The following is a 25,338-nucleotide window of genomic DNA, read 5'->3' as shown; positions in this document are numbered from 1 at the left end:
GACATTATGAAGATCAAGAACGTGACGGTCATCGCCGTCGAGATCCCGCTCGCCCGCAATTTCGGCGGCAGCAAATACAACGTCACCAAACGTTGCACCATCATCACCCGCATGGAGACCGATAGCGGCCTCATCAGCGAGATCTACAACGGCGACAATCGCGACCATATGCGCGACGTCGTCGAAATCATCGAGAAGGAACTCGTGCCCATGCTGATCGGCGAGGAGATCTTCGCCGTCGAACGTCTGTGGAAGAAGATGTTCAAGGCTGCCGAATGGAACCGCGACCGCAAACTGGTTATGGAAGCGATCGCCTGTATGGACAGCGCCATCTGGGATCTGATCGGCAAGGCGACCGGCGTCAATGTCTGCCGGCTGCTTGGCGGCTATCGCCAGGAAATCCCGATCATCTGCATCGGCGGCTATTACGAGGAAGGCAAGACGCTTTCCGATCTCGGCAAGGAGATGGAGCGCCTGCGCGAGGCCGGTCTTGCCGGCTGCAAGGTCAAGGTCGGCGGCCTCTCCGCCGAGGAGGACGCAAAGCGTGTTGAAGCCGCGCGAAAAGGTGCAGGCGACGATTTCTGGATTGCCGTCGACGCCAACAGAGGCTGGCCGGTCGACGAGGCCGTCAAGTTCGCCCGCCTCATCGAGAAATACAATATCGCCTGGTTCGAGGAGCCCTGCCACTGGTATGACGATGCCCGCATGATGGCGCAGGTTCGCCGCGCCACCTCCATTCCGGTCGATGCCGGCCAGAGCGAAGTGAGCGCGGCCGGCGTCCGCCGGCTGATCGCCGCCGATGCTGTCGATATCGTCAATTTCGACGCCTCCGAGGCCGGCGGCATCACCGAATGGCGCCGCGCCGCAGCCATGTGTGCGCTTTACGACCTTCGGGTCGGCCACCACGAGGAATCGCAGATCGCCATGCACATGATCGCCGCGATCCCGAACGGCGTCTGCGTCGAATGCTTCGAACCGGCGCGCGATCCGATCTGGGCCGGCCTCATTGCCAACCGGCCAAACCCGAAGAACGGCATCATCCAGGTTCCTCAAGGCCCCGGTTTCGGCGTTGAACTGAACTGGGACATGGTCTCCCGCTACCGGGTCAACTGAACGGATGGATGCGACCTGGACAACGCGCCGGATGGAGGTCTCCGCGCGCAGGACGCAGGTGCGGCTGGCGAAGCGAATACGCCTCGCCGCCGCATTCCTACTCATGATCGTTTCGGGATTGGTCTGGAATTCCTTCGGCCTTTTTCTCGTGGCACTGGAGGCCGAATTCCACTGGTCGCGAGGCGCAATCTCGGGAGCTTACGGCGTCTTCGCCCTGGTTAACGCCGTTACCGCTCCCTTCTTCGGCCGCCTGCTCGGCCGGCACGACAGCCGCATCCTCCTGGCGGGTGCGGCCCTTCTTCTCGGTATCGCCTACGCGCTGACTGCGACCGTCGGCAGCCTTGCGCAGTTCTGGCTGATCTTCGGCGTGCTTGCCGGGCTCGGCACGCATTGCACCAGCTCCTACGCCATCTTCGCCGTGTTGGCCGGCCGTTTCAGGCAACGCCCCGCAACCGCAATGTCTTTCGCCGATGCCGGCTCGGGCCTCGCCGCCTTCCTCGGCATACCCGTCATCCACTGGATCATCCAGGCCTTCGGCTGGCGCGGCGCCTATCTTGCTCTCGGTGTCGTCATCGTCCTTGTCAGCGTGCCGCTGCACCTGTTCGTCCTCGACCGCGTAAAGGCCGCCCCGAAGCCGCAGGCCGGCCGTTCGGGTTTGCCGGCCCTGCCCTTCTATGTTCTCGCTGCTCTGATCATCAGCTATTTCTGCGGCTCGGCCGTCTACCATGGCCTGCTGACACAGCAGATTGCCCTTTTCGACGAACGCGATATCGGCGAGGAATCCGCCGTGTGGCTGGCCGCCGTCGCCGGCCTCGTCGTCTTCCTCTGGCGCCTGCTCTCCGGCTGGTTCTGCGACCTCTGGGGTCCGAACCGGGTGATGCTGTTGGCAGCCATAGCCGCCGCCGTCACTTTCGCCACTCTCATCCTCGTCGTCGCGGCCGACAGCAACACCATGCTCCTGATCTACCCGCTGATGCTCGGGATCGGCTTCGGCGGGCAACAGGTGCTTCTTGCCAATGGCGCGCGATTGATCGTGAGCCTGTCCTCGCTCGCCGGCCTGCTCGGCCTCTGCCGATTTGCCTCCGGCGCCGGCATGGCGGCAGGCCCTGTCCTGGCTGGCTACCTGCACGACGTGACGGGAGGCTATGGCCTTGCGATCCTTGTACTGGGGAGCATGGCACTGCTTCACTTTGCGAGCTTTGCGATTGTGACGGCCGGCGGTCGCTGACGGCTTGGTGATTGCGTGGGAACGGGTGTGTGGTTCGCGGCCAAGAGGAACCCGGGAACTGAAGGCGGGTTGATTTCTGGCAGAACTGGTTTGTGGCGCGGGATGTGGGTTCCTGGCACGCCCAAAGGCGCTGTGGCGGGGTTTTGAGTGGGTTAGGGGGAGATTGGTTGCGGGGGCCTGAGTGCACAGAGAGTTGTAAATTCGCCGCTATTGAAAGGTATGAACCTTCGAGACAGCAAAGTTATTCTTTCGGTGATGTGTTTAGCGATTTCTCAATATGTGGTCCGGGTTGTTGAAGTCCCCTGACCAAAGAGAGGCGACCGAGCAGTTACAAGGAGCGGCGCGGCCCGCACCTCATCGATTACAGCATTCTTCGCCGCCATCAGGCGCGTGGTTCCCGCAAAACTTGTTCGCCGAAGGTTGTTCAAGGCACCCTCCAGTCGGTTGGATCATCGCCAAGCATGTCCCCATCAAGTGCAGGTGCATTGATTGCGCTCAATGCGGAAGGCGAACAAGCTGGTATGTTCGATTGGCTGAACCCGCCCCATGCGCATCCGCAATGTCTTGCGACGATCATCTATTCATTTTGTCAGGGATGGCGCTGAATTGTGGGGCCCGTGTTCGTCAGACTTCTTCTCGTGACCGCCCTGATAGCAGCCACGGTCGCAACGCAGGCCGCCGCCATGGCGGGTGGGCTTCGGATCTTCGGTCGATTGGACCCGCAATTCCTCAATCGCCATCCCACGGCAGTCACCGTCGTCTGGGTCTGCTATCTTCTTGTCCCCATAGTGATCGACGTCTGCCTCTGGGCCGCGTTCTACTACCTGTCCGGCGCGCTGCCGACCTTCGATGATGCGACCTATTTCTCGATCGTCACGTTTACAACGGTCGGCTATGGAGACATCGTACTGGGAAAGGACTGGCGTCACGTGGCGGCGTCTGAAGCGATCAACGGCTGGATCATATTTGGATGGGCCACGGCACTGATAATGGCCATGATCCAGCGGCTATACTTCCGTCCGGACCTAGCGCTAGATACCATCTGCCGGCACCAATCCGAAAACAGCTCCAGGCCACTGAGTATATCGCCTTCGAGGGTCGATCATCGCCGGATTGCGCAGTCAGTTCTTCGACGCTTCGCTGTTCTGCACCGGCAGGCCGGCAGCTTCCAGTCCGGCAAAAAAACGCTCCTGGTCCTCGGTTCGCGCCAGCCGCCTGACAACCTCTCGCCTGACATTTGGGATGAGCGCCGGAGACCGGGCCTCGATCCAGTCGAGTTGCTCCTTTGCGTCAGCCGTTTTCCCAAGGCTGCCGAGGATGGAAACCAGGACCAGGCGATGCATCGGATTGTAGTTCAAGTCCGACATGCGAGACCATAGTTCCGCTGCCTGGTTATCGCCGCGCATGAAGGCGCAGAGCGCCATTCCCACCTCGTAATATCCGCGCGGCCCGGCATTCTTGCCGACCGCTTCCGAAATCAGCTCGCAGCCCCTGTCCCAATGTCCGGACATCGACAAACGCAGGCCATATTCGCCGGCGACTTCAGTGTCATTCGGATTGCTCTCATAGGCGGCCTCGCCAGCCCTCAGCGCACCGATCGGATCATCGCCGAAGAAATCGGCGAGCATGAGTGCCTGCTGCGCCCGGGCATTCTTAGGATCAAGCCGTACGGCGCGTTCTGCAAGATCCTTGGCGATGCCCAGCGTCCCGGCCGTCGGTTTCGTGTTGAGCTGATAGGGAAAGCGGAATTCGTCCAGATAGGTCAGCGACAGGAAGGCCGCGACGCTGGAATCGGCGGGTCGGTTGTCCAATGCCCCCTGCAGGCAGGATTTTGCCACTTCATGCGCCTCGACGGTCATTTCGCTGCGGTAGCTGTAGTAGGACAGGATGCAGGCGAAGGCATCGTTACTTCCGGCAATAGTGACGGTATCGGTCTGGAACATGACGCCGAACGGACGCGCGACTGCGGTCGCGATCTCGTCGGCGAGGCTTGTCTGCGTTTTCAGGATGCCCTGCACTTTCATGTCGGCATCGTAGTTGTTCGCCCAGATGACGGCGCCATCCGCCCGCCGCACGAGCCTTGCGGTCGAGCGGAGCGTGCTGTTTTCCAGACGTACACTTCCCTGGAGGGCATAGACCGAATCGGACGAAGCCTGACCATCTGTGTTGCGCGGCAGGGCCGCAACAACGACGATATCGTTGAAGGGGACGAGTTTTTCGATGATCTCGTCGGTAATGCCTTGGGAGATGTCGGATGCGATTGTACCGTCCGAGGCGCTTTCGAAGCGCTCGACGACGATGGTCGGACGATTGCCGGCTGCCGACGACATGTCATGTCCGGCATTGAACGACCGCGCATATTGGAACACTGCCGCCGCGGAGAAGGCGATGACAATCGCACTTCCTGTATAGAACCAGTATCGGGATTTCCGGTGAACGGGCGCTTCCGGCGGATTGGCTTGGTGCTCACCATACGCGGAGACTGGCGATGACTGCCCCGCCTGCAGCACCTCGGCAGGCTCAATGTCTTGCCGCACATCGAAGACTGGAACGTAGCCGCCTCTGGGCACTGTAATGACGATCCGATCCGCAGTGCCAGCGGTGAGGTAATAATGCTCCAGTTCTCTTCTGAGCCGCCCCGCCTCGATACGGACGCAGGGGTCCTGCTGGGCATCGAAATTCTCATTTCTTCCGAAGACCGCCCGCGCAATCGTGAAGGCCTTCAGATAATCGCGACGGCCTGACAGCGTTTCGGTCACGACAAATTCGAGAAATCGTCGCGCGCGCTCGGGAAGCCGAAATTCCGGGCTGGACAGGATGGCCTCAAGCTGCCGCTGCACCTCTTCCTGCGAAGGTATGCCGCCTGCTGCTCTCTCAACGCCTGCATGTGTCATCGGCTCCCCCAAAGATCCCGATTGCAAACAGTCTGCAGCACCCCAATAAATTATAGACCCCGGGGGTTACCACGGCAACGCCGTTCAACCTGAATGGTCTAATTTAGATAACCTCCATACAATGATCGCCTTGTCGCTGCGTCAATTCCCCAACTCGATGTAGGATACCGTATCCTACCTTGGCGGACGCGTATTTTACTGCCTTCGTTTCCTTTCACGCTCTATCATCGCTCTCGCATCCGGAGGAGGCGGCGATGACATCACCCGAGACGTCCACATCCCAATCCATGAGAAGCGCAGAGGATCTGCGAAAACGTGCTCTGGAGCTCCAACTTCTGGAGATGGAGCGCAACGAGAAGATCAAGGCGCGCGAAGCAAAGAAACATGCCGAATTCGTCGAGGATTTTTTCCGCAAACACATCGGCGAGAACGAACGCGCCGTCATCAAGCGGCTGGTGATGAAGGCAGCGGCAGACGGCAAATACGAGGCGCTGATCTACAGTTTTCCATCGACATTCTGCTCGGACAGCGGCAGGGCCATCAACAACAACCTGCCCGGCTGGCAAAAGACCCTGCAGGGAAAGGCAAAGGAACTTCTCGAACTGTTCGATGAGATCGCCAAGCCGCAGGGCTATGGACTCAAGGCGATGATCATCAACTTCCCGGACGGCATGCCCGGAGATGTGGGTTTCTTCCTCACCTGGGAGCCGCCGGTCGAATGACCGGCCACCGCGTGCAAAACGCCGGCGGCCCGGGATGCCGCCGGCTGAAGGATTGGGGCAACCGCTATTCGCTGACGACGGTCCAATTGGCGCTTGGGTTGAACTCCCTGATCGCCGCTGCGCGCTCTTCCGTTTGCGGCCCCAGGTCGCGCTGGTAGATGACGCTGGTGCCGTTGACCAAGAATGTCTGAACGCCGGTGACCCGGTATTGGACCGGCCAGGCAATCAACGCAAAACCGCCGGTCATGTAGCCATTGACGATATAGCTCTGCTTGCCGCCAAGCACATTGTCTCCCTGGGATGTCAGAATGCGGTATCGATAGCCGAAATAGCCCTCTCCGCGTTTGGCTGCCCCGAAGGCAGCTGTCTCGACCAGAGCACTTGCCGGGCTTTCCTCAGGGTAGACGTTCGGCTCCCAGTATAGTCCGTCGAGTTTGCCCGGACTGCTGATCAGTTTCTTTGCAAACTCATAGATGCCATCGCCGTCACGGTCTTCGGACGCATACTGATACTGGGCCGCAACATATTCGTGCATCGTATCGATCGTGGCCAGTTCGTTTTCGCCAATGCGGCGATTGACGATCTCGTCAAGGCCCCGTCGCGTGTCGAAGGACCATTTGCCGTCCTTGCCCTCGGTCAGAGGAAACGGCAGCGGCCAGAGCCGATCGCCGAGCGCAACCATCTTCATGCCGTCGAAATCCCGCAGGACCGCCTGCCGTTCTGCGCCTTCGCGGATCAGTCCGTAGGCGATCGTCGCCTCGTTGCTCGCGCTCAGCTTGTCCGGCTTCAGGCCGAGCAGTGCGGCGAGATCCTCCATTCGGTTGGAGGCCAGCACCGATTTCAGCCTGTTGAGCGCAAGCTGCGGGCTGTCGAATTTCGGCGAGGGTGTTGCCGCCCTGTATTCGGCGAGATCCGTCGCAGACTGCGACCGCGCCGGTGTTGCCGGCATCGTGCAGACGACTGCCGCAAGCATGAGCGGAATGACGGTCGATTGGTGTTTCATGATGGCGCTCCCTGAGCTGAAAAGAAATCCTACCGGCGTCTGCCACCGCCGCCGCCACGACGCTGCGGAGGACGCGACCTCTGTTGAGGCGGGCGGGCTGACTGGCGATGGGCGCCCATGCTTTGGGCTCCCCGTTTCGAAGCGACGGCCTCGCGGCGGCCGGACTGGACATTGCCGAGCGCGCTCGGCTGGCGCCCGCGATTGTCGGGTCTGGCGGCCATCTGCGGTTTGCTCGGCTTCTTGACAGATCGCTGCGCAGGTTTGGACGAGCGATTGGCCGCCTTCTGAGGACGTTGTTCGGGGCGGGATGCTGCGGGCCGATTCTTTGCAGCCGGTCGGTTTCCTGCTTCTGGCCGCTTCGCCTGCGGCCGATCCTTCAGGCCCTGCGCCGTGCTTTTGCGGATATCGTCCGCGCGTGCCGAATTGGCGCGATTGGCAGGCCGCTGGCTCGCCTGGATATCGTTGGCTCGATTGCGGAGCTGGTTGCGATTATCGCCCTGCAGACCGGACTTGATCGCCGACCGGTCCATTTTCGCAAGTTGATTCTTGTCGATGCTCAGCTTGCTGCGATCGACCTTGCTCCAGTCGACATCGTTCCATTTCAGTTTTCCGTTGAAATTCCGGTCATTGAGGCAATTGTTGCAGTCGATATCGATGTCGCCATCCCAACGACCGTCCCATACGCCCCAATCGTCCCAATTGACGATGGCGGCCCAGGCCAGTCCCGTCACTGCGCCGGCAAAGAACGCCGCGCCCGGATAATAGTAGCTGTCGTAATAATCGGGATAATAGGAAATCGGCGCTGACGCGTAGCCTGGCTCATAGAGCATTTCAGGCGGATATTGCGGGATGTATATCTTCTCCGGATCGGTCGGACGGATGATGATATTGTCGTTCTCCGTGACCACCGTCACCTTGTCGTCCGTCTTGATGATCTCCTTTTCCACGGCTTCGTCGCGAAGTTGCTGAATGGCAATCAGCACATCCTTCTGCTGATTGGTGAGCGCATCGGCAAGCGACTGGGTCCAATCGAGATCCTCGCTCATCATCTTGACGATATCAGGATAGTTGAGCAGGGAAACGACGCTGCCGTCCCAATCGCTCTTGGGTTTCAAATCGGATTTTTTCTTTTTCGCCTCGAGAAAACGCTGCGCCTCGACGACCTGCAGCGGGAAGAGCGAGGCGGCCGAAATCGCAGCAACCAGTTCGTCCGGATAGAGCGCAATGCGCGCCACCAGAACTTCAAGCTCATCGTCGGAAAGCAGCGCCGCCACCGGCTGCTCGCCACTCGTCTGAGAGGATGCCGGTGCGGCGACCGGAACGGAAGTCTGCGCCCGCGCCGGGAGATCCGGCTGTAACGCGACCATCGCCAGCGCCGACAATCCAGCGAGCAGTTTGCGAGACATTGCCTTCATGACGCCTGAACCTCCCCTTTATCGATGAAAGACGGCTGCACTCACGGGAATTTCGGACCGGTCTGCGGTGACCGCCTGAGCACCACGATTTTCGATTGGGTGATCGCCTCCCCCATCTCTTTCAACAGGGCATCGACGAGACCTGCATATTCCAGCTGTCGCGCGTCCCGAACGCCCTCCGGCAACCGTTCGACATGGGCCAGAGCCTGCGCGGCGGCGGTGAGATCCTCGCACATGCTGTGAAACGGCTCGTCCATGTAGAAAAGCCGCTGTACCAGACGCTTCTGGTCGGGAAAGTAACTCTCTGCCGTCTCGAGGGCGGACAAATATGTCGAACCGTGTTCTCCCGACATGGCCGCCTCCGCCTTGAAACTGCGTCCAGCAGATAAGAAAACTATATAACAGGCGGATCGTCGGCAGACGTAAAATACGCGATCTTACGTTAGCCGGCTTTTGAAATTCCGGGCAGATCGCGCTCGCCGCGGCGGCAACGGGGCGCACCCCATCGATCCCCGCTTTCTGCCGTTCCCGCAAAGACGGCCCGTTCGAACGCGCCTTCTTCCAGCGCTCGATAGAGGTTACGCGATGCTACGGGCTTCGGTGCCGAAACGTGCCTAATATCCACGTCGATTGCGATCAAACGGCTCGGCGACACCGGCCGGAAGGGAGCGGCCGTGTTTCTTGATTATTTTGCGTTGGGCGTGCTCGTATTCGTGGTCATTATCCTGTTTTACGCGGTGATCGCGATCCACGACATTCCTCATCTCATGGCAAAGGCGCGAAATCATCCGCACCAGGACGCGATACATGTTGCCGGATGGGTCAGCCTCTTCACCCTCCATGCAATCTGGCCGTTCCTCTTCATCTGGGCGACGCTCTACCGCGAGGATCGCGGCTGGGGCGTGCGCCAGGATGGAAAACTGGCGCCGGAGGCGGAAGCCAATGCGGAAATAGCGCGTCTTCATGCGCGCATCAGCGAACTCGAAACCGAAGTGCAGGAGAAGGAGAACGCCTGATGGATCTGCTCCTCATCCTGACCTATGCGGCAATCTGCTGGACGATCTTCAAGATATTCCGGATCCCGGTCAATCAATGGACGCTCGCAACCGCCGTGCTTGGCGGGATATTCCTCATCTCCGCCCTCCTGCTTCTGATGAGCTACAATCATCCCTATTCGAGCGACGGGCGGATCTACTTCACCTCGGCTCCCGTCATCCCCGTCGTCGGCGGCCAGGTCGTCGAGGTTCCGGTCACGGCAAACGCACCGTTGAAGAAGGGCGACATCCTCTTTCGCATCGATCCTCGCCCCTACCAGTTTGCAGTTGACCAGAAGAAGGCGGCACTTGCCGAAGCAGAGCAATCTGTCCTGCAAATGAAAGCCGCGCTCGACGCCGCCAATTCGGCAGTAACGGGTGCGGAAGCCTCGCGCGACAGATCGCTGCAGGCATTCCAGAAATTCCAGCAGACGAACGAGAATGCGAAATCGAGCGGCAAGGGTGCCGTCTTTTCGGAACTCGAAGTGGAAAACCGCCGCGGCATCTACCTGACCTCGGAAGCCACCGTGGAGACGGCACGCGCGCAGGCGGCACAGGCAAGGCTTGCCTATGAATCCGAGATCAACGGCACGAACCCGACTGTCGCCAGACTGCAGGCGGAACTCAACAATGCCGAATACGAACTCGACCAGACGGTCGTGCGCGCGCCGACGGACGGCTATGTCACACAGGTCTTCCTGCGTCCCGGCATGATGGCCAATCCTCTCCCGCTTCGGCCGGTCATGGTCTTCATCGACAGCCAGGATCGCATGCTGGCCGCAGCCTTCATCCAGAATTCGCTGCAGCGTGTTCATGTCGGCGATGATGCCGAGGTTTCCTTCAAGGCGGTTCCCGGAAAGATATTCAAGGCGCGGGTCCAGGAGGTCATCGACGTGATGGCTCAGGGCCAGTTGCAGCCGGGTGGAGCGCTGATCGATCCGCAGGCGCCCGAACGCCTGGCATCAGGGCAAACGCTCGCACGGATCGAGATCCTGGAAAATACCGACCAATATCAGTTGCCCGGCGGCGTTGTCGCGGAAGTGGCTGTTTATACGCATCACTGGCACCACGTCGCCATTCTCCGCAAGGTGCTGCTGCGGATGAGCGCCTGGATGAACTACGTATTCCTCGAACATTGAAGCAATGGTCGGCGTCGAAGCGACGACGCACTTGGAGAGGCAAGAGGAACCGTCACAAGGAGCCGAAAGTGATAGGCATTCTTCCGATGTTTCGGGGCTTGACCGGCTTCAGCAAGGCCTGGTTCCGCAGCGATATCCCGGCCGGGCTGTCGATTGCCGCCGTCGGCCTGCCAAGCGCCATAGCCTATCCCGCCATTGCCGGCCTTCCGCCGGAGACCGGCATCTATGCCAGTATCGTTGCGCCGATCGCCTATGCGATTTTCGGTCCTTCGCGGCTGCTGATCGTCGGGCCTGATGCCGCGACGATGACCGTGCTTGCCGCCGCGATGGGAACCATCATTGCCTCGGAGCCTGCGGGAACCGATATCGACCGGGTCGCGATCGCCTCGGCGCTGGCGCTTGGGGTCGGCATCTGCTGCATCGCTGCCAAATTGCTGCGGCTCGGCGTACTCGCGAGCTTTCTCTCGCGTCCCATCCTGGTTGGGTTCTTCGCCGGGGTGTCGCTTTCGATCCTTGTGGGACAGATCGGGCGCTTCACGGGTGTGAAGATCGAAGCCGACGGATTGGTTGCCCCACTGGTCGAATTGCTTGCCAAGAGCAGCCTGATCCACTGGCCTTCCCTCCTCCTCGGCTTCGCCATGTTTGCGCTGCTCTGGATGGTCAGGGCCCTCCATCTGAAGGTTCCAGGGCCGGTTCTGGTGGTCGTTCTCTCGGTCATTCTGTCGGCGGTCTTCGACTTTCGCGGCCGGGGCATCGCTGTCGTCGGCGACCTGCCGAGCGGAATGCCGCATTTCTCGCTGCCGGCGTTCTATCAGATGCCTCTCGACAAGATCATGCTCGGCTCGGCCACGATCTTTCTCGTCAGCTTCGGGGCCGGCATCGTGGCGGCGCGAAGCTTCGGATCGCGAACCGGCGAAGAGGTCGATGCCAACCAGGAACTGATCGGGCTCGGGGCGGCCAATATCGCGCCCGGGCTTTTCGGCTCTTTCCCGATCAGCGTATCGGATTCCCGTACCGCCATAAATTTGTCCGCCGGCGGCGTTTCCCAGCTCGCCGGGCTGATTTCGGCCGCGACCCTGATCGCGGCGCTGGTTTTCCTGCACGGCGCGTTGCGGATCCTTCCGATCCCGGCACTCGCGGCAATCCTCGTGACGGCGGCGATAAGCCTTATCGACGTCAACGAACTCAGGAAGATCTGGCGCATCAGCCGCATGGAATTCGTCTTCGCGCTGATCGCCATGTGGGGAGCGATCAGCTTCGGCGTCCTGAACGGCGTGATCGTCGCCGTCGTCGCCACCTTCGTCTATCTCCTGCGCCAGACCATGTTTCCGCGCGACGGCCTGCTCGGCCGAATCGAAGGACGCCACGGCTTCTTCGATCTTCAGCGCTACCCGGAAGCGCGTCCCGTCCCCGGCGCGGCCGTCTTCGCGGTCCAGGGCAGCATCCTGTTCTACAATGCCGATTACGTGCGCATCCGGCTGAGTTCGGTCGCGAAAGCACTGCCGGCCGACACCAGATATCTGGGGCTCGATGCGAGTGCCATCACGCAGATCGACAGCACCGGCGCGACTGCGCTCGAAGCCGTCGCCGACATTTTCGCACAGCGCAACATCGTCTTCGCCTTTGCCGATCTCAGTGATGAAAGCCGCGCAATTCTCGAACGCGCCGGCGTCATCAAGACGGTCGGCGCCGACAATATTTTCAACGGCAGGGAGGAAGCCCTGCGGGCGCTGGTCGGCGATATCGATCGGGTCGGCAATGCCGCACCGGCTGGCAACGCACCTTGATGACAGGAGGAGGGAGAGTCATGGACGAGAATTATGAACACAAGCAGGCCGAGGCGGAAGCAACCCGAAACGGCAAGGATAAAAAGAAGAAGAAGTCATGGGATTACGAGAAGGAGATCGGACGCCTGCAGATCGAACTCGCTCATCTGCAAGCCTGGGTGAAGAAAGCCGGCGCAAGGGTCGTCATCGTTTTCGAAGGCCGCGATGCCGCCGGCAAGGGAGGTATGATCAAGCGGATAACGGAACGGGTCAGCCCGCGCGTCTTCCGCGTCGTGGCACTGCCTGCGCCAACCGAGCGTGAAAAATCGCAGATCTACATGCAGCGCTATATCGCCCATCTGCCGGCTGCCGGCGAAGTCGTCATCTTTGATCGAAGCTGGTACAACCGTGCCGGCGTCGATCGCGTGATGGGGTTCTGCAGTGACAAGAAAGCGCAGCGTTTTCTGGAACTTGCGCCCCGCTTCGAGGCAGCCATCGTCGAAAGCGGCGTCATCCTGCTCAAATATTTCCTGACGGTCAGCGAGCAGGAACAGGAGCGCCGGTTCAGGCGGCGGATCGACGACCCGCTGCGGCAGTGGAAACTGAGCCCGATGGATGTGGAATCCTATCAGCGCTGGTGGGACTATACGCGCGCCTATGACGAGATGCTGCGGATGACCGACACCAATCATGCGCCATGGTGGATCGTGCCTTCGGACGACAAGAAACGAGCACGGATCAACTGCATCTCGCATATCCTGCAATCCATTCCCTACGAACGGCTGAAATTCGACGAGCCCAATCTCGGGAAACGCCAGAAACGGCCGGCCGACTTCATGGAAGATCGCAGCGTCCGTCACGTCGTGCCCGAGACGACGCCCTGAGCGGACGGGCCCGCAACATCGTGGACAGTGCGATGGAACAGACAGCCGACATGGCAGCACGCAAACCCGACGCGTCCCAGATCTCGATTGAGGCAAAAGTCAGCGATCTGGTCCGCCTGGGGATCATCGGGCTGTTCACCTACTGGACCGTGGTTCTCATCGCACCCTTCGCGTTGATCGTCATCTGGTCAGCCATCCTCGCCGTGGCCCTGTTTCCGATATTCGACACGCTATCGCGGCTGATCGGAAACAGGCCGGTGATCGCTGCGACCATTATCGTCATCGGTTGCCTCGCCCTGATCATCGCGCCGCTTGCCCTTGTTGCCGTCAATTTTGCCGATGCCGTGCAGGGGCTGATCGGCAAGTTGTGGTCGGGGAGCTTTACGTTGCCGCGCGCACCGGAGGCCATCAAGGAATGGCCTGTTGTCGGCGAACGCATCCATGACGCCTGGAACCGGATTGCAGGCGACCTTGCCTCTGCGATCATCCAGTTTCAGGCGCCGTTGCGTGAGGTCATGGGCGCCGTTGTCGCCAAGCTCGCCTCGATCGGTGGCGGCGTGTTGAGCTTTGTCGTCTCGATCATGCTCTGCGGCCTGTTTCTCACCCAGGGGACACGCCTGGCCGCAACCGTACAGGTTCTGGCAAGCCGGGTCGCCGGCGAAAAAGGCGTCGGCTTTGCCCGGCTGGCAGGAACCACGGTGCGGAACGTCTCGCGGGGCGTCATCGGCGTCGCCTTCCTGCAGACCCTGCTCTGCGGATTGTGCTTCGTCGTCTTCGACATTCCGGCACGCGGTGCGTTGACCTTCGCGGTCTTCATGCTTTGCGTCATACAGCTGGGGCCGGGCCTGGTGCTCCTGCCGGTCATCGTCTGGGCCTGGTTCTCCTGGCCGTCCGGCACGGCCCTTGTCTTCACCATCTGCGTCGTGCCGATCATGGTCGTCGACAATATCCTGAAGCCGATCCTGATGGCGCGCGGCCTCTCCACCCCGATGCTCGTCATCCTGATCGGCGTCATCGGCGGCACGCTGTCTCACGGGCTCATCGGCCTCTTCCTCGGGCCGGTGGTGCTCAGCGTCTTCTACGAACTGCTGACAGCCTGGGCATGGCCGCCGGCAACCCCAGGCGGACCCGCGCCGGAAGAGGCGGTATAGGCATCAACCGGTTTACCGGTCGGTGCAATAGAAGGTGACTTCCTGCTCTATTTCCCGACAGAGCTGTTCATATTCGGCAATCAGCTTGTCTTCCCAGGGGCTTTGGGCCCTGAACCTGTCCAGCGCATCGCCGGCCAGATCATAGGCTTCGAACATCTCGCCCAGTGTTTCATTGGTGACATTGGCGAGAAGATGACGGATATCGGGAAGCCGCAACATCAACTTTCTGCGGCCGCGTTCACGGCTCATGGATCAGCTCCGCATTCAAAAGCACGTCTGCAATTGATACGAATTGAGATGAGGATCGGATTGTTCCCGCACCGACGATTATTGTGTGCCGATTTGGGAACGACATCTGCCGGAGGCGCCGGTGTGCTGTCAGTCTATTCGGGCAGCGCAGTCTGCTGGAAGAACGTCACCGTCGCCTCGTCCGGCTGTCCGAACCAGGTCGTGAAGAAGGCGCGAAAATCAGGCGAAGCATAGGCCTGGCTCAGCGCGCGATCGACGGCGAGACGAAAGTCCTCGTCTCCGCGGGCCAGCTCGAGCCCCAGTGGTTCATAGGTGAAATAGCGGGGCAGGACGATGAGGTTTCCGGAATTGTCGCTGCGTGCGGCCGCATCCATCAGCAGTGGCATGTCGCCGAAAAGCACTGCCGAACTGCCGTCCAATATACGCTCTATCCCCTGCTGATAGCCACTGACGGGCGTTGCTGTCGCGGCGAGTTGGAATGTCTTGATCCTGTCGGACAGCCAGCCTTCGCTCGTCGTGCCGGCGATCGAGGAAAAGGTCTTGTGCTCCAGGATCGTGCGGGCCGGCGAACCGCGCCAGACAGGACGGCTCGACGGCTCGCCATATTGCAGGACTTCCCGCAGCGCCAGAGACGAACTGGCGCTGACCAGCGCGCCGGTTCCGCTCGGAAAGATCGGGAGGGAGAAGGAGACCTGCTGTCGGCGTGTCAACGTCACCGGCTCTGCGCCGCAGACAAGATCCGCCGTGCCGTTCTGCACGGCCTGCGCCTTGGCCTCGCCCGTCAGGGAAACCCATTCGACATCGAGCTTGGATAGATCCAGTTGCGCTCTCAGACTGTCGGCGATCCTGTTGCAGAGGGCGACGGCATAACCGTCAGGCCTGCCCTGTTCGGCATTGAAGGAGAACGGCCTGGCATCCGGATCGTAACCGAGCTTCAGCGCGCTGCTCGAGCGGACACGATCGAGCGTTTGCGCCTGCGCTGGCACACCGACAGCCGCGGCGACCACAGCGGCAAGGGTAGAGACGGCAATCACCGTCCAGCGACCATTTCTTCCGGACATGTCTTGGTCCTCCCTCTGCAACCGCATCGCTTGAAAATCGATTCCGATTTTCAGAAAGCCTGATGCGTAGGTTCAAATGTTCGAGCGTCCCTTGTGCGCCCGAACGGACGCACGGCGCCCTAGGTGGCCGGCACCCGGTTTGCATTGTTGGCGAAACGCGGGGCGATCAGGCCGTAGATGATGAAACCGATCCCTGTGACGATCATGCCGCCAAGCACTGCATCCTTGCCGGAAGCGTAGATGGCGAAGACGCTGTAGGCCATGCCGACAAGGGCGATCGTGGCATTCAGCCGGTATTTCGCCGGCGGCACGCGCGCGGCCTTCATCATGACGAACAGGGCAGACAGTGCGATGATGTAGGGCAGCACATTGGTAACGACAGCAAGATTGACGAGCGCGGAGAACTGCTCGCTCAGCGTCGGCGATATGGTCATCAGGGCAAGACCTGTCTGCACGATGCCGAGAATGATCATGCCGCGCACGGGCGCGCCCATTTCGTTAACCCGCGAAAAGATCAACGGGAACATCCGCTCGTCGGCAGCGGTCTTCGCCGTCTGGGCGATCGTGAACTGCCAGCCGAGCAGCGAACCGAGGCAGGCCAGAACCGCCAGCGCCATGATGATCGAACCGATCGTCGGATTGAACATGGTGGCATAGGCCAGCGCGAACGGTCCGGTCGAGGTGGCGAGGTCGGCATTCGGCACGATGCCCTGAATGACCGTCGTCGACAGGATGTAGATCACCGCCGCCCCGAGCGTGCCGAACATGCAAGCAAGCGGCACATCGCGCTTGGGATTTTCGACGGCATCGGAATTCTGTGCCGCGGACTCCATGCCGAGGAAGGCCCAGAGCGTCAGCGACACGCTCGATCCCATGCCCTGCACGAGCGTCAGCCCCTTCGGATTCCAGGCCGCGACAAAGGTGCTGGAACTGAACCAGAACCAGCCGATGATCGACAGCAGCCCGACGGGAAGGATGACGCCCCAGACCGTGATCGAGCCGATCCGGCCGGTGATGCGCGGACCGCCGAAATTGGCCGCGGTCGTCAGCCATAGAAGCACGATCAGCGCCAGGCAGGTCATGATGGGTGTGGCGGTCAGCATCGGAAAGAAGCCGGCAAGATAACCGACGGCCGAAATGCCGATTGCCACATTGCCGACGGCCAGCGACAGGAAATACAGGAAGAACACAAGGAAATAGCCGTCCTTCCCATAGGCATCCTCCGCATAGGCCGACATGCCGCCGGGGCGCTGGTTGAAGAGCCCCGCCTGGGCAAAGCCATAGGCGATGGCCATCGAGCCGACGGCCGTCACCAGCCAGGACAGGAGCGAGATTGCGCCCACCTGCGCCATGTTGGCGGGCAGCATGATGATGCCCGATCCCATCATGTTGACGGCGACGATGAAGGTGAGCTGCACGAGGTTCATCTTCTTCTTGGCCGTGGTCTCGGTCGCGAGATGCATCGTGTTGTCGGTCATGATGAAATCCTCCCTGCCCTACTCGCGCACGACATATGTGTGGAATTTGATGCGCCCATCGATCCGCTCCTGGAACACGCCCTGGACTTCGTAATTGAAGCCCGGGAAGCGGTTGAAGGATTCCTCGAAGGCGAGGAAATAGTCGCGCATGGGTCGCGCCCGGTCGTCCCAGCGCTCTCCCGGCACGATCACGCCGATGCCGGGCGGATAGATCAGCGCCAGCGTCGCCGAGATGCGGCCGGCGGCTTGCGTCAAGGATACATAGTCGACCTCGTTGGCAACCAGCGCCTCATAGGCCTGCTTGGGTGCCATTGCCGGCTCCGGAAAGCTCTCCGAGCGGAAGCAGAGACGCTGCAATTCCTTGACGCCTGCGTCGCGATAGAAGCCATGCATTTCATGGCAGACCTGGCGGACCGTATAGCCGGCATAACGTTCGCGATTGGCCGCAAAGACGGTCGGCAGGACTTCCTGCAGCGGCGCGTCGCGATCCCAGAGGTTCTTGAACTTGACGAGCTTGGCAACGAGCGTGTTCAGCTTGCTCTCGTCCTCGGCCGGCGTCAGCAGGAAAAGCAGGCTGTTGAGATCGCACTTTTCGGCGACGACCCGCTGCTCGCGCAGATAGTTGGCGACGACCGTCGCCGGGATGCCGAATTCGCGATACTCGCCGGTCTTCCGGTCTATGCCGGGTGTCAGGATCGCAAGCTTGTTGGGATCGACCATCGTATAACCGGGCGCATAACCCGAATAGCCGTGCCATTTCGCCTGCGGATCGAACCGCCAGCATTGCTGCTCGCGCTTCAGCACATCGGTCGGGATATCTTCCCATCTGGTGTCGGCGAGATCGCTGGTATGTTTCGAGCCCGAGACCGAAACCCTGTCCGGTACGAAAGGATCGAAGAACCATTGCTCTTGCGCGCTTGCGGCCTTGGTCTCGTAGTGCTCCACAAAACCGCGCAGCTTCTTGCGCACCTCGATCCCGAGTTCGATGCAGCGGTCCCAGAGCATTTCACCGGCCTTGCCCTCATGCACCTTGGCATTGACGTCGAGCGAGGCGAAGAGCGGATAGAAGGGCGAGGTGGAAACATGCATCAGCAGTGATTCATTGAATCGCTTGTGCTCGACGAACCGGCGCTGGCCGCTGATATGCTCATCCCGCTTGTGGATCTGCGAGGCCTGTGAGAAGCCGGCGCCCTGCTTGTGTACCGACTGCGTGGAAAACAGGCCCGGCATGTCGGCCCCCAGATTCTTGAGGCGCATCGGGCTGTGGCCGTCGAAGAGCGGGTGGAAGGCATTGTAGCCGATCCACGCCTCGTCCCAGAGCACGTAATCGCAGAGATGACCGATCTTCTCCATGACCTGGGCGACATTGTAGATCGTGCCGTCATAGGTCGCGAGCTGGATGCATGCGAGACGAAATGGCCGCTGCGCCTGCGCGCGGCTCTTGTCCATTACGAGCGGATGTTCCTCGATCTTTCGCCGCAGCCAGCTTTCGTCCCAGGCGGCCCAGTCGACAGCGCCGATCATGCCGAAGGAATTGCGCGCGGTCGGCAGGAAGATCGGGATCGCGCCGGCCTGGACCAGTGCACCCTGATGCAGCGACTTGTGGTTGTTGCGGTCGAAGAGCACGAGATCGCCGCTGTGCAGCACGGCATTGGCGACCACCTTGTTGGAGGTGCTCGTACCATTGAGGATGAAATAGGTTCTGTCGGCGCCGAAAATGAGCGCCGCCTGTTTCTGGGCCTCGACGGCCGGCCCCTCATGGATCAGCAGATCGCCGAGATCGACATCGGCATTGCAGAGATCGTTGCGGAAAATGCTCTCGCCGAAATACTTGAAGAAGAGCTGGCCGGCCGGCGACTTCCGATAGAACTGGCCGCCCTGATGCCCTGGGCAATCAAAGGCGATATTGGCCTCGCCGTCATAGGCCATCATGCCACCGAAGAACGGCGGCAGCAGCGATCTGCCGTAGCTGACCGCACTGGAAACGATCTGCTTGGCATAGAAGGTCGGCGTCTGCTGGCCGAGATAGACGAAACCGTCCACCTCGCCGGCCATCTCCACGACATCCATGTCCGCAATCGTCAGCGTATCGGCCATCGCCCAGATCGGCGTGCGAAAGCCGATATCCCGCACCGAGCGAAGGAAGCTGCGCGCCGCCGGCAGCTGCCCGCCTTCGACCGAGCCGATATAGGCCCCGACATCGGCATCCTCGGAGACATCGGCCGAATAATCGTCGCGCAATTCCACCTGGAAGCCCTGGGCGGCGATCTGTGCCACCAGCGCCTGCGCCTGCGAATTGTCGCGGTCGATGACGGCGACGATCTTCAGCATCCTGTGGAACGGAATGGCGACCGTCGGAGATTTGACATCGCGCGGGATCATTCCTGCCCCTCCCCTGCAATGCAATCGACAAGATAACGCCGTCCACCGTCAGCCGGTGCAAAGCGAAGACCGTGAATATCGGTTTCGAAACCGGGGAATTTGCGGTCGAAGTCGCGGGCGTAGAGCAGGTAGTCCTGGATGGACTTCGTCGTCTGGGTGATCCGCTCGCCGGGCATGATCAAGGGAATTCCCGGCGGATAGGGAACGATCATCACGGCAAGGATGCGGTTCATGAGATCGTCGATCTCGACGCTTTCGATCCGCCCCTTGACCAGCCGGTCATAGGCATCGGCGGGACGCAGCGCCATGTCGGGCAGCACGGTGTACATTTCGCGCTGTGCCTTCGGCACGTCGTCCTTGCGGTAGGTCGCGTGGATCTGCTCGCAGAGGTCTTTCAGCCCCATTCCGCCATAGGCTTCCGGATGGGCTGCCGCCAGCGCCGGCAACGACCGGGTCAACGGCGCATTGGCGTCGTAGAGATCCTTAAAATTCAGGAGTTCGGTGACGAGCGTACTCCATTTGCCGCGGGTGATGCCCATCGAGAAGAGAACGAGGAAGGAATAGAGGCCGGTCTTTTCGATCTCGATGCGGCGCGACGACAGAAACTTGGTGATGACGGCCGCCGGTATCCCGTGTTCGTCCATCATCCCGCTCGCCGACAGGCCGGGCGACAGGATCGTGACCTTGATCGGGTCGACCATGACGTGGTTTTCGGCAAGTCCGGCAAATCCGTGCCAGGCGTCGCCGGGCTTCAGCACCCAGTCGGCATGCGTGTCGCTCGGCGTCTGCTCGGCAACCGTCGGCTCCCAGACATCGAACCACCAGCTGCCTTCCGTCTGTGTCCTGACCGCATTCATCGCCCGGCGAAAGCTGATCGCCTCGTCGATCGTTTCCTGCACCAATGCACGCCCCGCCGGCTGCTCCATCATCGCGGCCGCGACATCGCAGGAGGCGATGATGCCATATTGCGGCGAGGTCGAGGTGTGCATCATGAAAGCTTCGTTGAAGCGCGTGACGTCGAGACGCTTGTTCTCGGCATGCTGGATGTGGATCATCGATGCCTGAGACAGGGCGGCGAGCAACTTGTGCGTCGAATGCGTGGCAAAAGTGATGGCGTTTTGCGAGCGTGCGGGCTGGTTCGACGAGATCCCGTGGAAGCCGTCGTAGAATTCATGGAAATTGGCATAGGCGTACCAGGCCTCGTCGAAGTGCAGAACCTCGACCGCATCACCCAGCGACGCCTTGATGGCATCGACATTGTAGCAAAGCCCGTCATAGGTCGAGTTGGTGATGACCATCAACCGGACCTTGCCGCTCGTCTGCCCGGCAAAGGGACTGGCAGCAATCTTGCTGGCGATAGCCTCCGGCGTGAACTGATCCTTGGAGATCGGGCCGATAATGCCGAGCCCATTGCGCGACGGCGTCAGATAGATCGGCGTCGCACCCGTCATGATGAGGGAATGCAGGATCGACTTGTGGCAATTGCGATCGCAGAGCACGAGATCGCCGCGGCCGACCATGCCGTGCCAGACGATCTTGTTGGCGGTCGATGTGCCGCCGACGACGAACAGGGTCTCGTCCGTGCCGAAGATGCGCGCCGCATTGCGCTCGCCCTCAGCGATCGGACCGACATGGTCAAGAAGCGAGCCTACGCTGCCGACCGATACCGAAATATCGGAACGCAGCGTATTTTCGCCGAAGAACGTATAGAAGAGCTGGCCGACGGGGCTCTTGCGGAAGGCGACACCGCCCCCGTGACCGGGCGTATGCCAGGAATAGGCGCCCTCCAGCGTATAATCCATCAGCGCCTTGAACATCGGCGGCGGCAGCCTGTCGAGATAGTTGCGGGCCGCCTGCGCGATGGCGCGCGCCATGAATTCCGCCGAATCCTCGAACAGCCGGAAGAAGGCATTGGCGTGGCGCAGCACTTCAGCCGGGACGTCTTCGGCGGTCGTATCGTCGCCGAAGAGGAAGATCGGCAAACGGTCGTTTCTTTTCCGTTTTGCAGCCAGAACATCTCCCAGGACCTGCCAGCGGGTCGCCTTATCCTCGGTTCCGTCAACAGAGACCAGCCAGCAGGATTCCGTATTGAAGACATGGACCAGACGACGCGCGTCCTCGTATGAGACGCCGGAGACGATCCGGAACCCTTCCTTTTCGATGGCCAAGGCCAGATCGCGCATGCCACGACCGGCGGCGCTCTTGCCGTCGAAATCCTCGTCAATGACAGCGATCGGAAATGCAGTCTGGAATTCCATGCGTTCCTCCAGAAACCGAGGGGCGAAGGCTGCGGCCGCTTTGCAGGCGCATGCATCTCAGGTCGGAGGATCGTACATGACGGGTCGTGCGGCGTCGTTGATTGCAATCAACGTGGCACAAAGCATTTCGATACCGGTTGTGGGCGCTGATACTTGTCCCTGCTATTCCGCCCATTCCTGATCGGCGGTAAAGGCAATCGTCAGCCAGCGATTGGCGCTCTCGTCACCGATCGCATTGCCAATCTCATCGCGCAACGCGTCCCACTCCTCTATGGTTTTTGGGGGCAGTCCTTCCGGCACAATGAAATAGAGCTCGATCTGTTTTGCGCGGCCGACCTGGGCGACATAGGCGCGATGCGAGAGGAAGCCGAGGCGACGAACCGTGTCCGAGGCAATGCGATCGACCTGGTCCTGGAGATCGACGGGAGCAATCAGCAGAATTTCGCTGAGCGCCTTCCAGACAGTGCCGATCGGAAGCGGGATCATCACAACGCAAACGAGCGCGAGCACCGCCGGATCCATGTAACTGGCAATCCAGGCGACCGATGTCGCCTGCACGGTCATTCCGATCAGAAAGGCGATAAGCAGAGCGAGCGCAATCCCGCCCGACATGATCCAGGCCTTGATATCGAGCGAGATGAAATCGGAGCCGATGCGGCGGTTCAGCCTGATACCGGTGACGGCCATGACGACACAGACGAGCATGGTCGCTGCGGAATAGGCCACCGCCATGCCGAATTGCAGTTCATGGCCGCCGTTCAGGATGCTGATGATCGCGCCGATCAAAGCGTAGGCGCCGACCATCATCAGAAGGCAGCCATTGAGCATGAGGACGATCGGCTCCAGATGCCAGAAACCCATGGTAAAGCGGTTTCGAATTCTGCCAGATTGGGCATCGCTCCGCGTCGATTTGATGATGAGGCTCGATACCCAGAGCGCCAGCCCGGTCATCGCCGCATCGGCAAGAGAATAAACGCCGTCGAAGGCGATGGAGAACGAACCTGAGAGTATGCCGAAGACGATCCCGAGGGTGGCGACAACAACGGTCGCCGCAATCGAGATCCTTAGAAATCCCTGCTCGCTCAGCATCATCTCCCCTCCGGCACCGTCATTCTAGCTGCTTTATCGGAATGGTGAAGGTTAGAACAGGCCGGCAGACTACGCATTGATCCGGATTGCGGCTGTCCGTTTTTGCAACGACAATCACACTCCGAAGAGCCATCGCTCATGACGGACGGCTCCCGGGAGGGACTATGACATCATCGTCAAAGGGCAAAAGCCTCGGACTTGCCGCCTGTACCGCCATCGTGGTTGGAAACATGGTGGGATCCGGCTTCTATCTTTCGCCGGCAGCGGTCGCGCCCTACGGAAAACTGGCGATCATCGTCTGGATCCTCATGGGCGCCGGCGCGATCTGCCTCGGCCTCACCTTCGCGCGGCTGGCAAGCCTTGTGCCCGCGGTCGGTGGGCCCTATGCCTATACGAGGCTCGCCTATGGCGATTTTGCCGGTTTCCTGATCGCCTGGGGCTACTGGATTTCCATCTGGACATCGCTGCCGGTCATCGCGATTGCCTTCACCGGCGTGATGATTGATCTCTTTCCTGCCCTGGGCAATCGCTTCGCCGCGACCGTGCTGACGCTTGGCGTGATCTGGTCGATCGTGCTCGTCAATCTACGTGGTGTTCACGCCGCGGGCCTGTTCGCGCAGGTGACGACATATGCCAAGCTTCTTCCCTTCGGCGCTGTTGCGATCATCGGCCTTCTCTACATCGACACGTCGCATTTCTCCGAATTCAATCCGAGCGGCCAGCCATTGTTGCAGTCATTTGCAACGCTGGCGCCATTAACGATGTTTGCCTACCTGGGACTGGAATCGGCGACCGTTCCTGCCGGCGATGTCGAGAATGCGAAACGAACCATTCCGCGATCGACTGTGCTTGGGATCTCGATCGCCGCCACTCTCTACGTCCTCGGCACCGTCGTGGTGATGGGTGTCCTGCCCCGCGAACAGCTCATTCACTCGCTTGCGCCTTTCTCTCAGGCCGCCGGGGTCATGTGGGGGCGGCCCGGCGAGTTGGCGATCTCTATTGCCGTCCTGGTCTCGTCGATCGGCGCGCTGAACGGCTGGACGCTGCTGATGGGGCAGATTCCCATGGCGGCGGCCCGCGACGGACTGTTTCCACCGCTGTTTGCCCGGCTCTCCCCACGCGGCGTTCCGGCATGGGGGATGGTCATCTCAGCCTCGTTCGCAACGATCCTGGTACTTGTTCAAGCGCTCGGCTCAGAGGGTTTTGCTGCGGTCTATCGTTTGATGGTCGGGTTGAGCACGATGGCTGCCGTCGTTCCCTATGCCTTCTGTGCACTTGCCAGACCCCTTGTTGCAGGCGTGATGCAGGGCCGCATGCAGAGGATCAGCGCGATCGAACTCATCGCCTTTGTCTTTGCGATCTTCACGCTCTACGGCTCCGGCGCCGAGCCGGTTCTCTATGGTCTGGTACTCTTGATGCTCGGTATACCCGTCTATGTCTGGCAAAGGCGAAACGCGCCTCAAACGATGGACGAAGAGACGGCATCGGACGCAACAACGCGTCCGGCCGTCTCCGGATAGGCTATGTTTGAACGATCAATGCCAGCTCAGGCCGTCAAAGCCGCCATCGATGATGGTCCCGCGCTCGCCGCGCACCATTCCGGCAATATCGGCAAGCGAACCGATCGCCGCCGCCTTGCCGTTGGCGCGGGCGAAATGGCAAGCCGCATCCACTTTCGGCCCCATCGAGCCGGCCGGGAAGGAAAACTGCTTGAGATCATCTGGACGGGCGCGATGGATCGCCTTCTGGGACGGCTTGCTCCAATCGGTGTAGACAGCCTCGGCATCCGTCGCCATGATCAGCAGGTCGGCGTTAAGCTCGCGTGCCAGAAGCTCCGAACAAAGATCCTTGTCGATCACGGCTTCGACGCCGATCAGCTTCCGATCGGCGCCTTTTTCATACATGGTCGGGATGCCCCCGCCGCCGGCACAGATGACGATCGTGCGCTGTTCCAGAAGCCAGCGGACCGGACGGATCTCGAAGATGCGCTTCGGTACCGGCGAAGCGACGACGCGGCGCCACTTTTCGCCATCCGCCTTGAAAACCCAGCCCTTTTCCGTCCGTATGCGGTCTGCCTCGGCCTTGTCGTAGACCGGGCCGACAAATTTGGTCGGGTGCTGGAAACCCGGGTCGTCCGCATCGACCTCCACCATCGTCAGGAGCGTTGCCAGGGGCTGCTGGAACGGCAGGAGATTGCCGAGTTCCTGCTCCAGCATATAACCGATCATGCCCTCGGTCTCGGCGCCCAGCACATCCAGCGGATAGGCTTCCTCGGGTTTGTAGGCCGCCCCCTGAAGGGCAAGCAACCCCACCTGCGGCCCGTTGCCATGCGTCACGACGATCTCATGGTCGGCCGCGAGCGGTGCAATCGCCTGGGCCGCGACGCGCGCGTTGCGCCTCTGCGTATCGGCCGTCATGGGTTCTCCGCGCCGCAGAAGCGCGTTCCCGCCCAGCGCAATGACTATACGCATG

Annotated in this window: 20 protein-coding genes and 1 pseudogene; 10 read left to right on the top strand and 11 right to left on the bottom strand. The window is 60.8% G+C overall.

Annotation, left to right across the window (positions count from 1 at the left end; translation table 11 throughout):
- Positions 1 to 6: 6 nt before the first annotated feature.
- The 3 genes and pseudogenes from ACFPWW_RS04675 to ACFPWW_RS04665 all read left to right on the top strand — a co-directional run.
- Positions 7 to 1,113 carry a mandelate racemase/muconate lactonizing enzyme family protein gene (locus ACFPWW_RS04675; protein WP_112563422.1) on the top strand — a complete coding sequence of 369 codons (1,107 nt, stop codon included), beginning with the start codon at positions 7 to 9 and terminating at the stop codon, positions 1,111 to 1,113.
- Between the two features lie 31 nt (positions 1,114 to 1,144).
- Positions 1,145 to 2,341 carry an MFS transporter gene (locus ACFPWW_RS04670; RefSeq protein WP_162758002.1) on the top strand — a complete coding sequence of 399 codons (1,197 nt, stop codon included), beginning with the start codon at positions 1,145 to 1,147 and terminating at the stop codon, positions 2,339 to 2,341.
- A 617-nt stretch (positions 2,342 to 2,958) separates the two neighbouring features.
- Positions 2,959 to 3,360: pseudogene (locus tag ACFPWW_RS04665) on the top strand (potassium channel family protein); the annotation flags it as partial.
- Positions 3,361 to 3,462: 102 nt separating this feature from the next.
- On the opposite strand, the gene ACFPWW_RS04660 reads toward ACFPWW_RS04665, so the two are convergent.
- Positions 3,463 to 5,235, bottom strand: a complete 1,773-nt coding sequence (locus ACFPWW_RS04660) for a hypothetical protein (protein WP_377310715.1) — start codon at positions 5,233 to 5,235, stop codon at positions 3,463 to 3,465.
- A 254-nt stretch (positions 5,236 to 5,489) separates the two neighbouring features.
- Here ACFPWW_RS04660 and ACFPWW_RS04655 point away from each other — a divergent pair, with 254 nt between their 5' ends.
- On the top strand, positions 5,490 to 5,957 hold the full coding sequence (locus ACFPWW_RS04655; protein WP_377310713.1) for a hypothetical protein: 468 nt from the start codon (positions 5,490 to 5,492) through the stop codon (positions 5,955 to 5,957).
- Between the two features lie 64 nt (positions 5,958 to 6,021).
- Here ACFPWW_RS04655 and ACFPWW_RS04650 read toward each other — a convergent pair whose 3' ends face one another.
- The 3 genes from ACFPWW_RS04650 to ACFPWW_RS04640 are packed head-to-tail and all read right to left on the bottom strand — an operon-like array spanning position 6,022 to position 8,728.
- Positions 6,022 to 6,960: a DUF2950 family protein gene (locus ACFPWW_RS04650; RefSeq protein WP_377310711.1), complete on the bottom strand. Its 939-nt coding sequence runs from the start codon at positions 6,958 to 6,960 to the stop codon at positions 6,022 to 6,024.
- A 29-nt stretch (positions 6,961 to 6,989) separates the two neighbouring features.
- Complete coding sequence (locus tag ACFPWW_RS04645) at positions 6,990 to 8,375, bottom strand: DUF3300 domain-containing protein (protein ID WP_377310709.1); 1,386 nt, start codon at positions 8,373 to 8,375, stop codon at positions 6,990 to 6,992.
- A gap of 41 nt (positions 8,376 to 8,416) precedes the next feature.
- Positions 8,417 to 8,728: a hypothetical protein gene (locus ACFPWW_RS04640; protein WP_377310707.1), complete on the bottom strand. Its 312-nt coding sequence runs from the start codon at positions 8,726 to 8,728 to the stop codon at positions 8,417 to 8,419.
- Between the two features lie 321 nt (positions 8,729 to 9,049).
- Between ACFPWW_RS04640 and ACFPWW_RS04635 the strand changes: the two genes are divergently transcribed.
- From ACFPWW_RS04635 to ACFPWW_RS04615, 5 genes are all read left to right on the top strand, one after another.
- Complete coding sequence (locus ACFPWW_RS04635) at positions 9,050 to 9,391, top strand: DUF3302 domain-containing protein (protein WP_377310705.1); 342 nt, start codon at positions 9,050 to 9,052, stop codon at positions 9,389 to 9,391.
- Positions 9,391 to 10,548 carry an HlyD family secretion protein gene (locus tag ACFPWW_RS04630; protein ID WP_377310703.1) on the top strand — a complete coding sequence of 386 codons (1,158 nt, stop codon included), beginning with the start codon at positions 9,391 to 9,393 and terminating at the stop codon, positions 10,546 to 10,548. The genes ACFPWW_RS04635 and ACFPWW_RS04630 overlap by 1 nt, the downstream gene beginning before the upstream one ends.
- Before the next feature lie 68 nt (positions 10,549 to 10,616).
- Positions 10,617 to 12,335 (top strand): SulP family inorganic anion transporter, encoded by a 1,719-nt coding sequence (locus ACFPWW_RS04625; RefSeq protein WP_377310701.1) that lies wholly within the window; start codon positions 10,617 to 10,619, stop codon positions 12,333 to 12,335.
- Between the two features lie 20 nt (positions 12,336 to 12,355).
- Positions 12,356 to 13,198, top strand: coding sequence for a polyphosphate kinase 2 (ppk2, locus tag ACFPWW_RS04620; protein ID WP_377310699.1), 843 nt, complete (start codon positions 12,356 to 12,358; stop codon positions 13,196 to 13,198).
- Positions 13,199 to 13,230: 32 nt separating this feature from the next.
- A complete protein-coding gene (locus tag ACFPWW_RS04615) occupies positions 13,231 to 14,349 on the top strand; it encodes an AI-2E family transporter (protein WP_377310697.1) in 1,119 nt (372 codons plus the stop codon).
- Between the two features lie 12 nt (positions 14,350 to 14,361).
- Here ACFPWW_RS04615 and ACFPWW_RS04610 read toward each other — a convergent pair whose 3' ends face one another.
- The 6 genes from ACFPWW_RS04610 to ACFPWW_RS04585 form a co-directional block, all read right to left on the bottom strand.
- Positions 14,362 to 14,598, bottom strand: a complete 237-nt coding sequence (locus ACFPWW_RS04610) for a hypothetical protein (RefSeq protein WP_377310695.1) — start codon at positions 14,596 to 14,598, stop codon at positions 14,362 to 14,364.
- 134 nt (positions 14,599 to 14,732) lie between these two features.
- Positions 14,733 to 15,659 (bottom strand): amino acid ABC transporter substrate-binding protein, encoded by a 927-nt coding sequence (locus tag ACFPWW_RS04605; RefSeq protein WP_377310693.1) that lies wholly within the window; start codon positions 15,657 to 15,659, stop codon positions 14,733 to 14,735.
- A 119-nt stretch (positions 15,660 to 15,778) separates the two neighbouring features.
- Entirely contained in the window at positions 15,779 to 17,137 is a 1,359-nt protein-coding gene (gene potE / locus ACFPWW_RS04600) for a putrescine-ornithine antiporter (protein WP_377310691.1), read from the bottom strand.
- Positions 17,138 to 17,155: 18 nt separating this feature from the next.
- Positions 17,156 to 19,519 (bottom strand): ornithine decarboxylase, encoded by a 2,364-nt coding sequence (gene speC / locus ACFPWW_RS04595; protein ID WP_377310689.1) that lies wholly within the window; start codon positions 19,517 to 19,519, stop codon positions 17,156 to 17,158.
- A complete protein-coding gene (locus tag ACFPWW_RS04590; protein WP_377310687.1) occupies positions 19,516 to 21,777 on the bottom strand; it encodes an Orn/Lys/Arg decarboxylase N-terminal domain-containing protein in 2,262 nt (753 codons plus the stop codon). The genes speC and ACFPWW_RS04590 overlap by 4 nt, the downstream gene beginning before the upstream one ends.
- A 162-nt stretch (positions 21,778 to 21,939) precedes the next feature.
- On the bottom strand, positions 21,940 to 22,866 hold the full coding sequence (locus tag ACFPWW_RS04585; RefSeq protein WP_377311076.1) for a cation diffusion facilitator family transporter: 927 nt from the start codon (positions 22,864 to 22,866) through the stop codon (positions 21,940 to 21,942).
- A gap of 164 nt (positions 22,867 to 23,030) precedes the next feature.
- On the opposite strand from ACFPWW_RS04585, the gene ACFPWW_RS04580 reads away from it, so the two are divergent.
- Positions 23,031 to 24,386 carry an amino acid permease gene (locus tag ACFPWW_RS04580; RefSeq protein ID WP_377311075.1) on the top strand — a complete coding sequence of 452 codons (1,356 nt, stop codon included), beginning with the start codon at positions 23,031 to 23,033 and terminating at the stop codon, positions 24,384 to 24,386.
- Positions 24,387 to 24,401: 15 nt separating this feature from the next.
- Here the strand turns inward: ACFPWW_RS04580 and arcC are convergent, their stop codons facing one another.
- Positions 24,402 to 25,337, bottom strand: coding sequence for a carbamate kinase (gene arcC / locus ACFPWW_RS04575; protein ID WP_377310685.1), 936 nt, complete (start codon positions 25,335 to 25,337; stop codon positions 24,402 to 24,404).
- Position 25,338: the final 1 nt, after the last annotated feature.

This window comes from Rhizobium sp. GCM10022189 (genome assembly GCF_042656325.1).
Classification (GTDB): Bacteria; Pseudomonadota; Alphaproteobacteria; order Rhizobiales; family Rhizobiaceae; genus Rhizobium.
This window is presented reverse-complemented; position numbering and strand designations above follow the sequence as displayed.

What these genes read in the sequence shown, in the direction of transcription:
- ACFPWW_RS04585 (WP_377311076.1), bottom strand. Translation starts at nt 22,866, where the DNA reads ATGCTGAGCGAGCAGGGATTTCTAAGGATCTCGATTGCGGCGACCGTT.
- ACFPWW_RS04590 (WP_377310687.1), bottom strand. Translation starts at nt 21,777, where the DNA reads ATGGAATTCCAGACTGCATTTCCGATCGCTGTCATTGACGAGGATTTC.
- ACFPWW_RS04640 (WP_377310707.1), bottom strand. Translation starts at nt 8,728, where the DNA reads ATGTCGGGAGAACACGGTTCGACATATTTGTCCGCCCTCGAGACGGCA.
- ppk2 (WP_377310699.1), top strand. Translation starts at nt 12,356, where the DNA reads ATGGACGAGAATTATGAACACAAGCAGGCCGAGGCGGAAGCAACCCGA.
- ACFPWW_RS04605 (WP_377310693.1), bottom strand. Translation starts at nt 15,659, where the DNA reads ATGTCCGGAAGAAATGGTCGCTGGACGGTGATTGCCGTCTCTACCCTT.
- speC (WP_377310689.1), bottom strand. Translation starts at nt 19,519, where the DNA reads ATGATCCCGCGCGATGTCAAATCTCCGACGGTCGCCATTCCGTTCCAC.
- arcC (WP_377310685.1), bottom strand. Translation starts at nt 25,337, where the DNA reads ATGCGTATAGTCATTGCGCTGGGCGGGAACGCGCTTCTGCGGCGCGGA.
- ACFPWW_RS04645 (WP_377310709.1), bottom strand. Translation starts at nt 8,375, where the DNA reads ATGAAGGCAATGTCTCGCAAACTGCTCGCTGGATTGTCGGCGCTGGCG.
- ACFPWW_RS04580 (WP_377311075.1), top strand. Translation starts at nt 23,031, where the DNA reads ATGACATCATCGTCAAAGGGCAAAAGCCTCGGACTTGCCGCCTGTACC.
- ACFPWW_RS04615 (WP_377310697.1), top strand. Translation starts at nt 13,231, where the DNA reads ATGGAACAGACAGCCGACATGGCAGCACGCAAACCCGACGCGTCCCAG.
- ACFPWW_RS04670 (WP_162758002.1), top strand. Translation starts at nt 1,145, where the DNA reads ATGGAGGTCTCCGCGCGCAGGACGCAGGTGCGGCTGGCGAAGCGAATA.
- ACFPWW_RS04660 (WP_377310715.1), bottom strand. Translation starts at nt 5,235, where the DNA reads ATGACACATGCAGGCGTTGAGAGAGCAGCAGGCGGCATACCTTCGCAG.
- potE (WP_377310691.1), bottom strand. Translation starts at nt 17,137, where the DNA reads ATGACCGACAACACGATGCATCTCGCGACCGAGACCACGGCCAAGAAG.
- ACFPWW_RS04610 (WP_377310695.1), bottom strand. Translation starts at nt 14,598, where the DNA reads ATGAGCCGTGAACGCGGCCGCAGAAAGTTGATGTTGCGGCTTCCCGAT.
- ACFPWW_RS04630 (WP_377310703.1), top strand. Translation starts at nt 9,391, where the DNA reads ATGGATCTGCTCCTCATCCTGACCTATGCGGCAATCTGCTGGACGATC.
- ACFPWW_RS04650 (WP_377310711.1), bottom strand. Translation starts at nt 6,960, where the DNA reads ATGAAACACCAATCGACCGTCATTCCGCTCATGCTTGCGGCAGTCGTC.
- ACFPWW_RS04655 (WP_377310713.1), top strand. Translation starts at nt 5,490, where the DNA reads ATGACATCACCCGAGACGTCCACATCCCAATCCATGAGAAGCGCAGAG.
- ACFPWW_RS04675 (WP_112563422.1), top strand. Translation starts at nt 7, where the DNA reads ATGAAGATCAAGAACGTGACGGTCATCGCCGTCGAGATCCCGCTCGCC.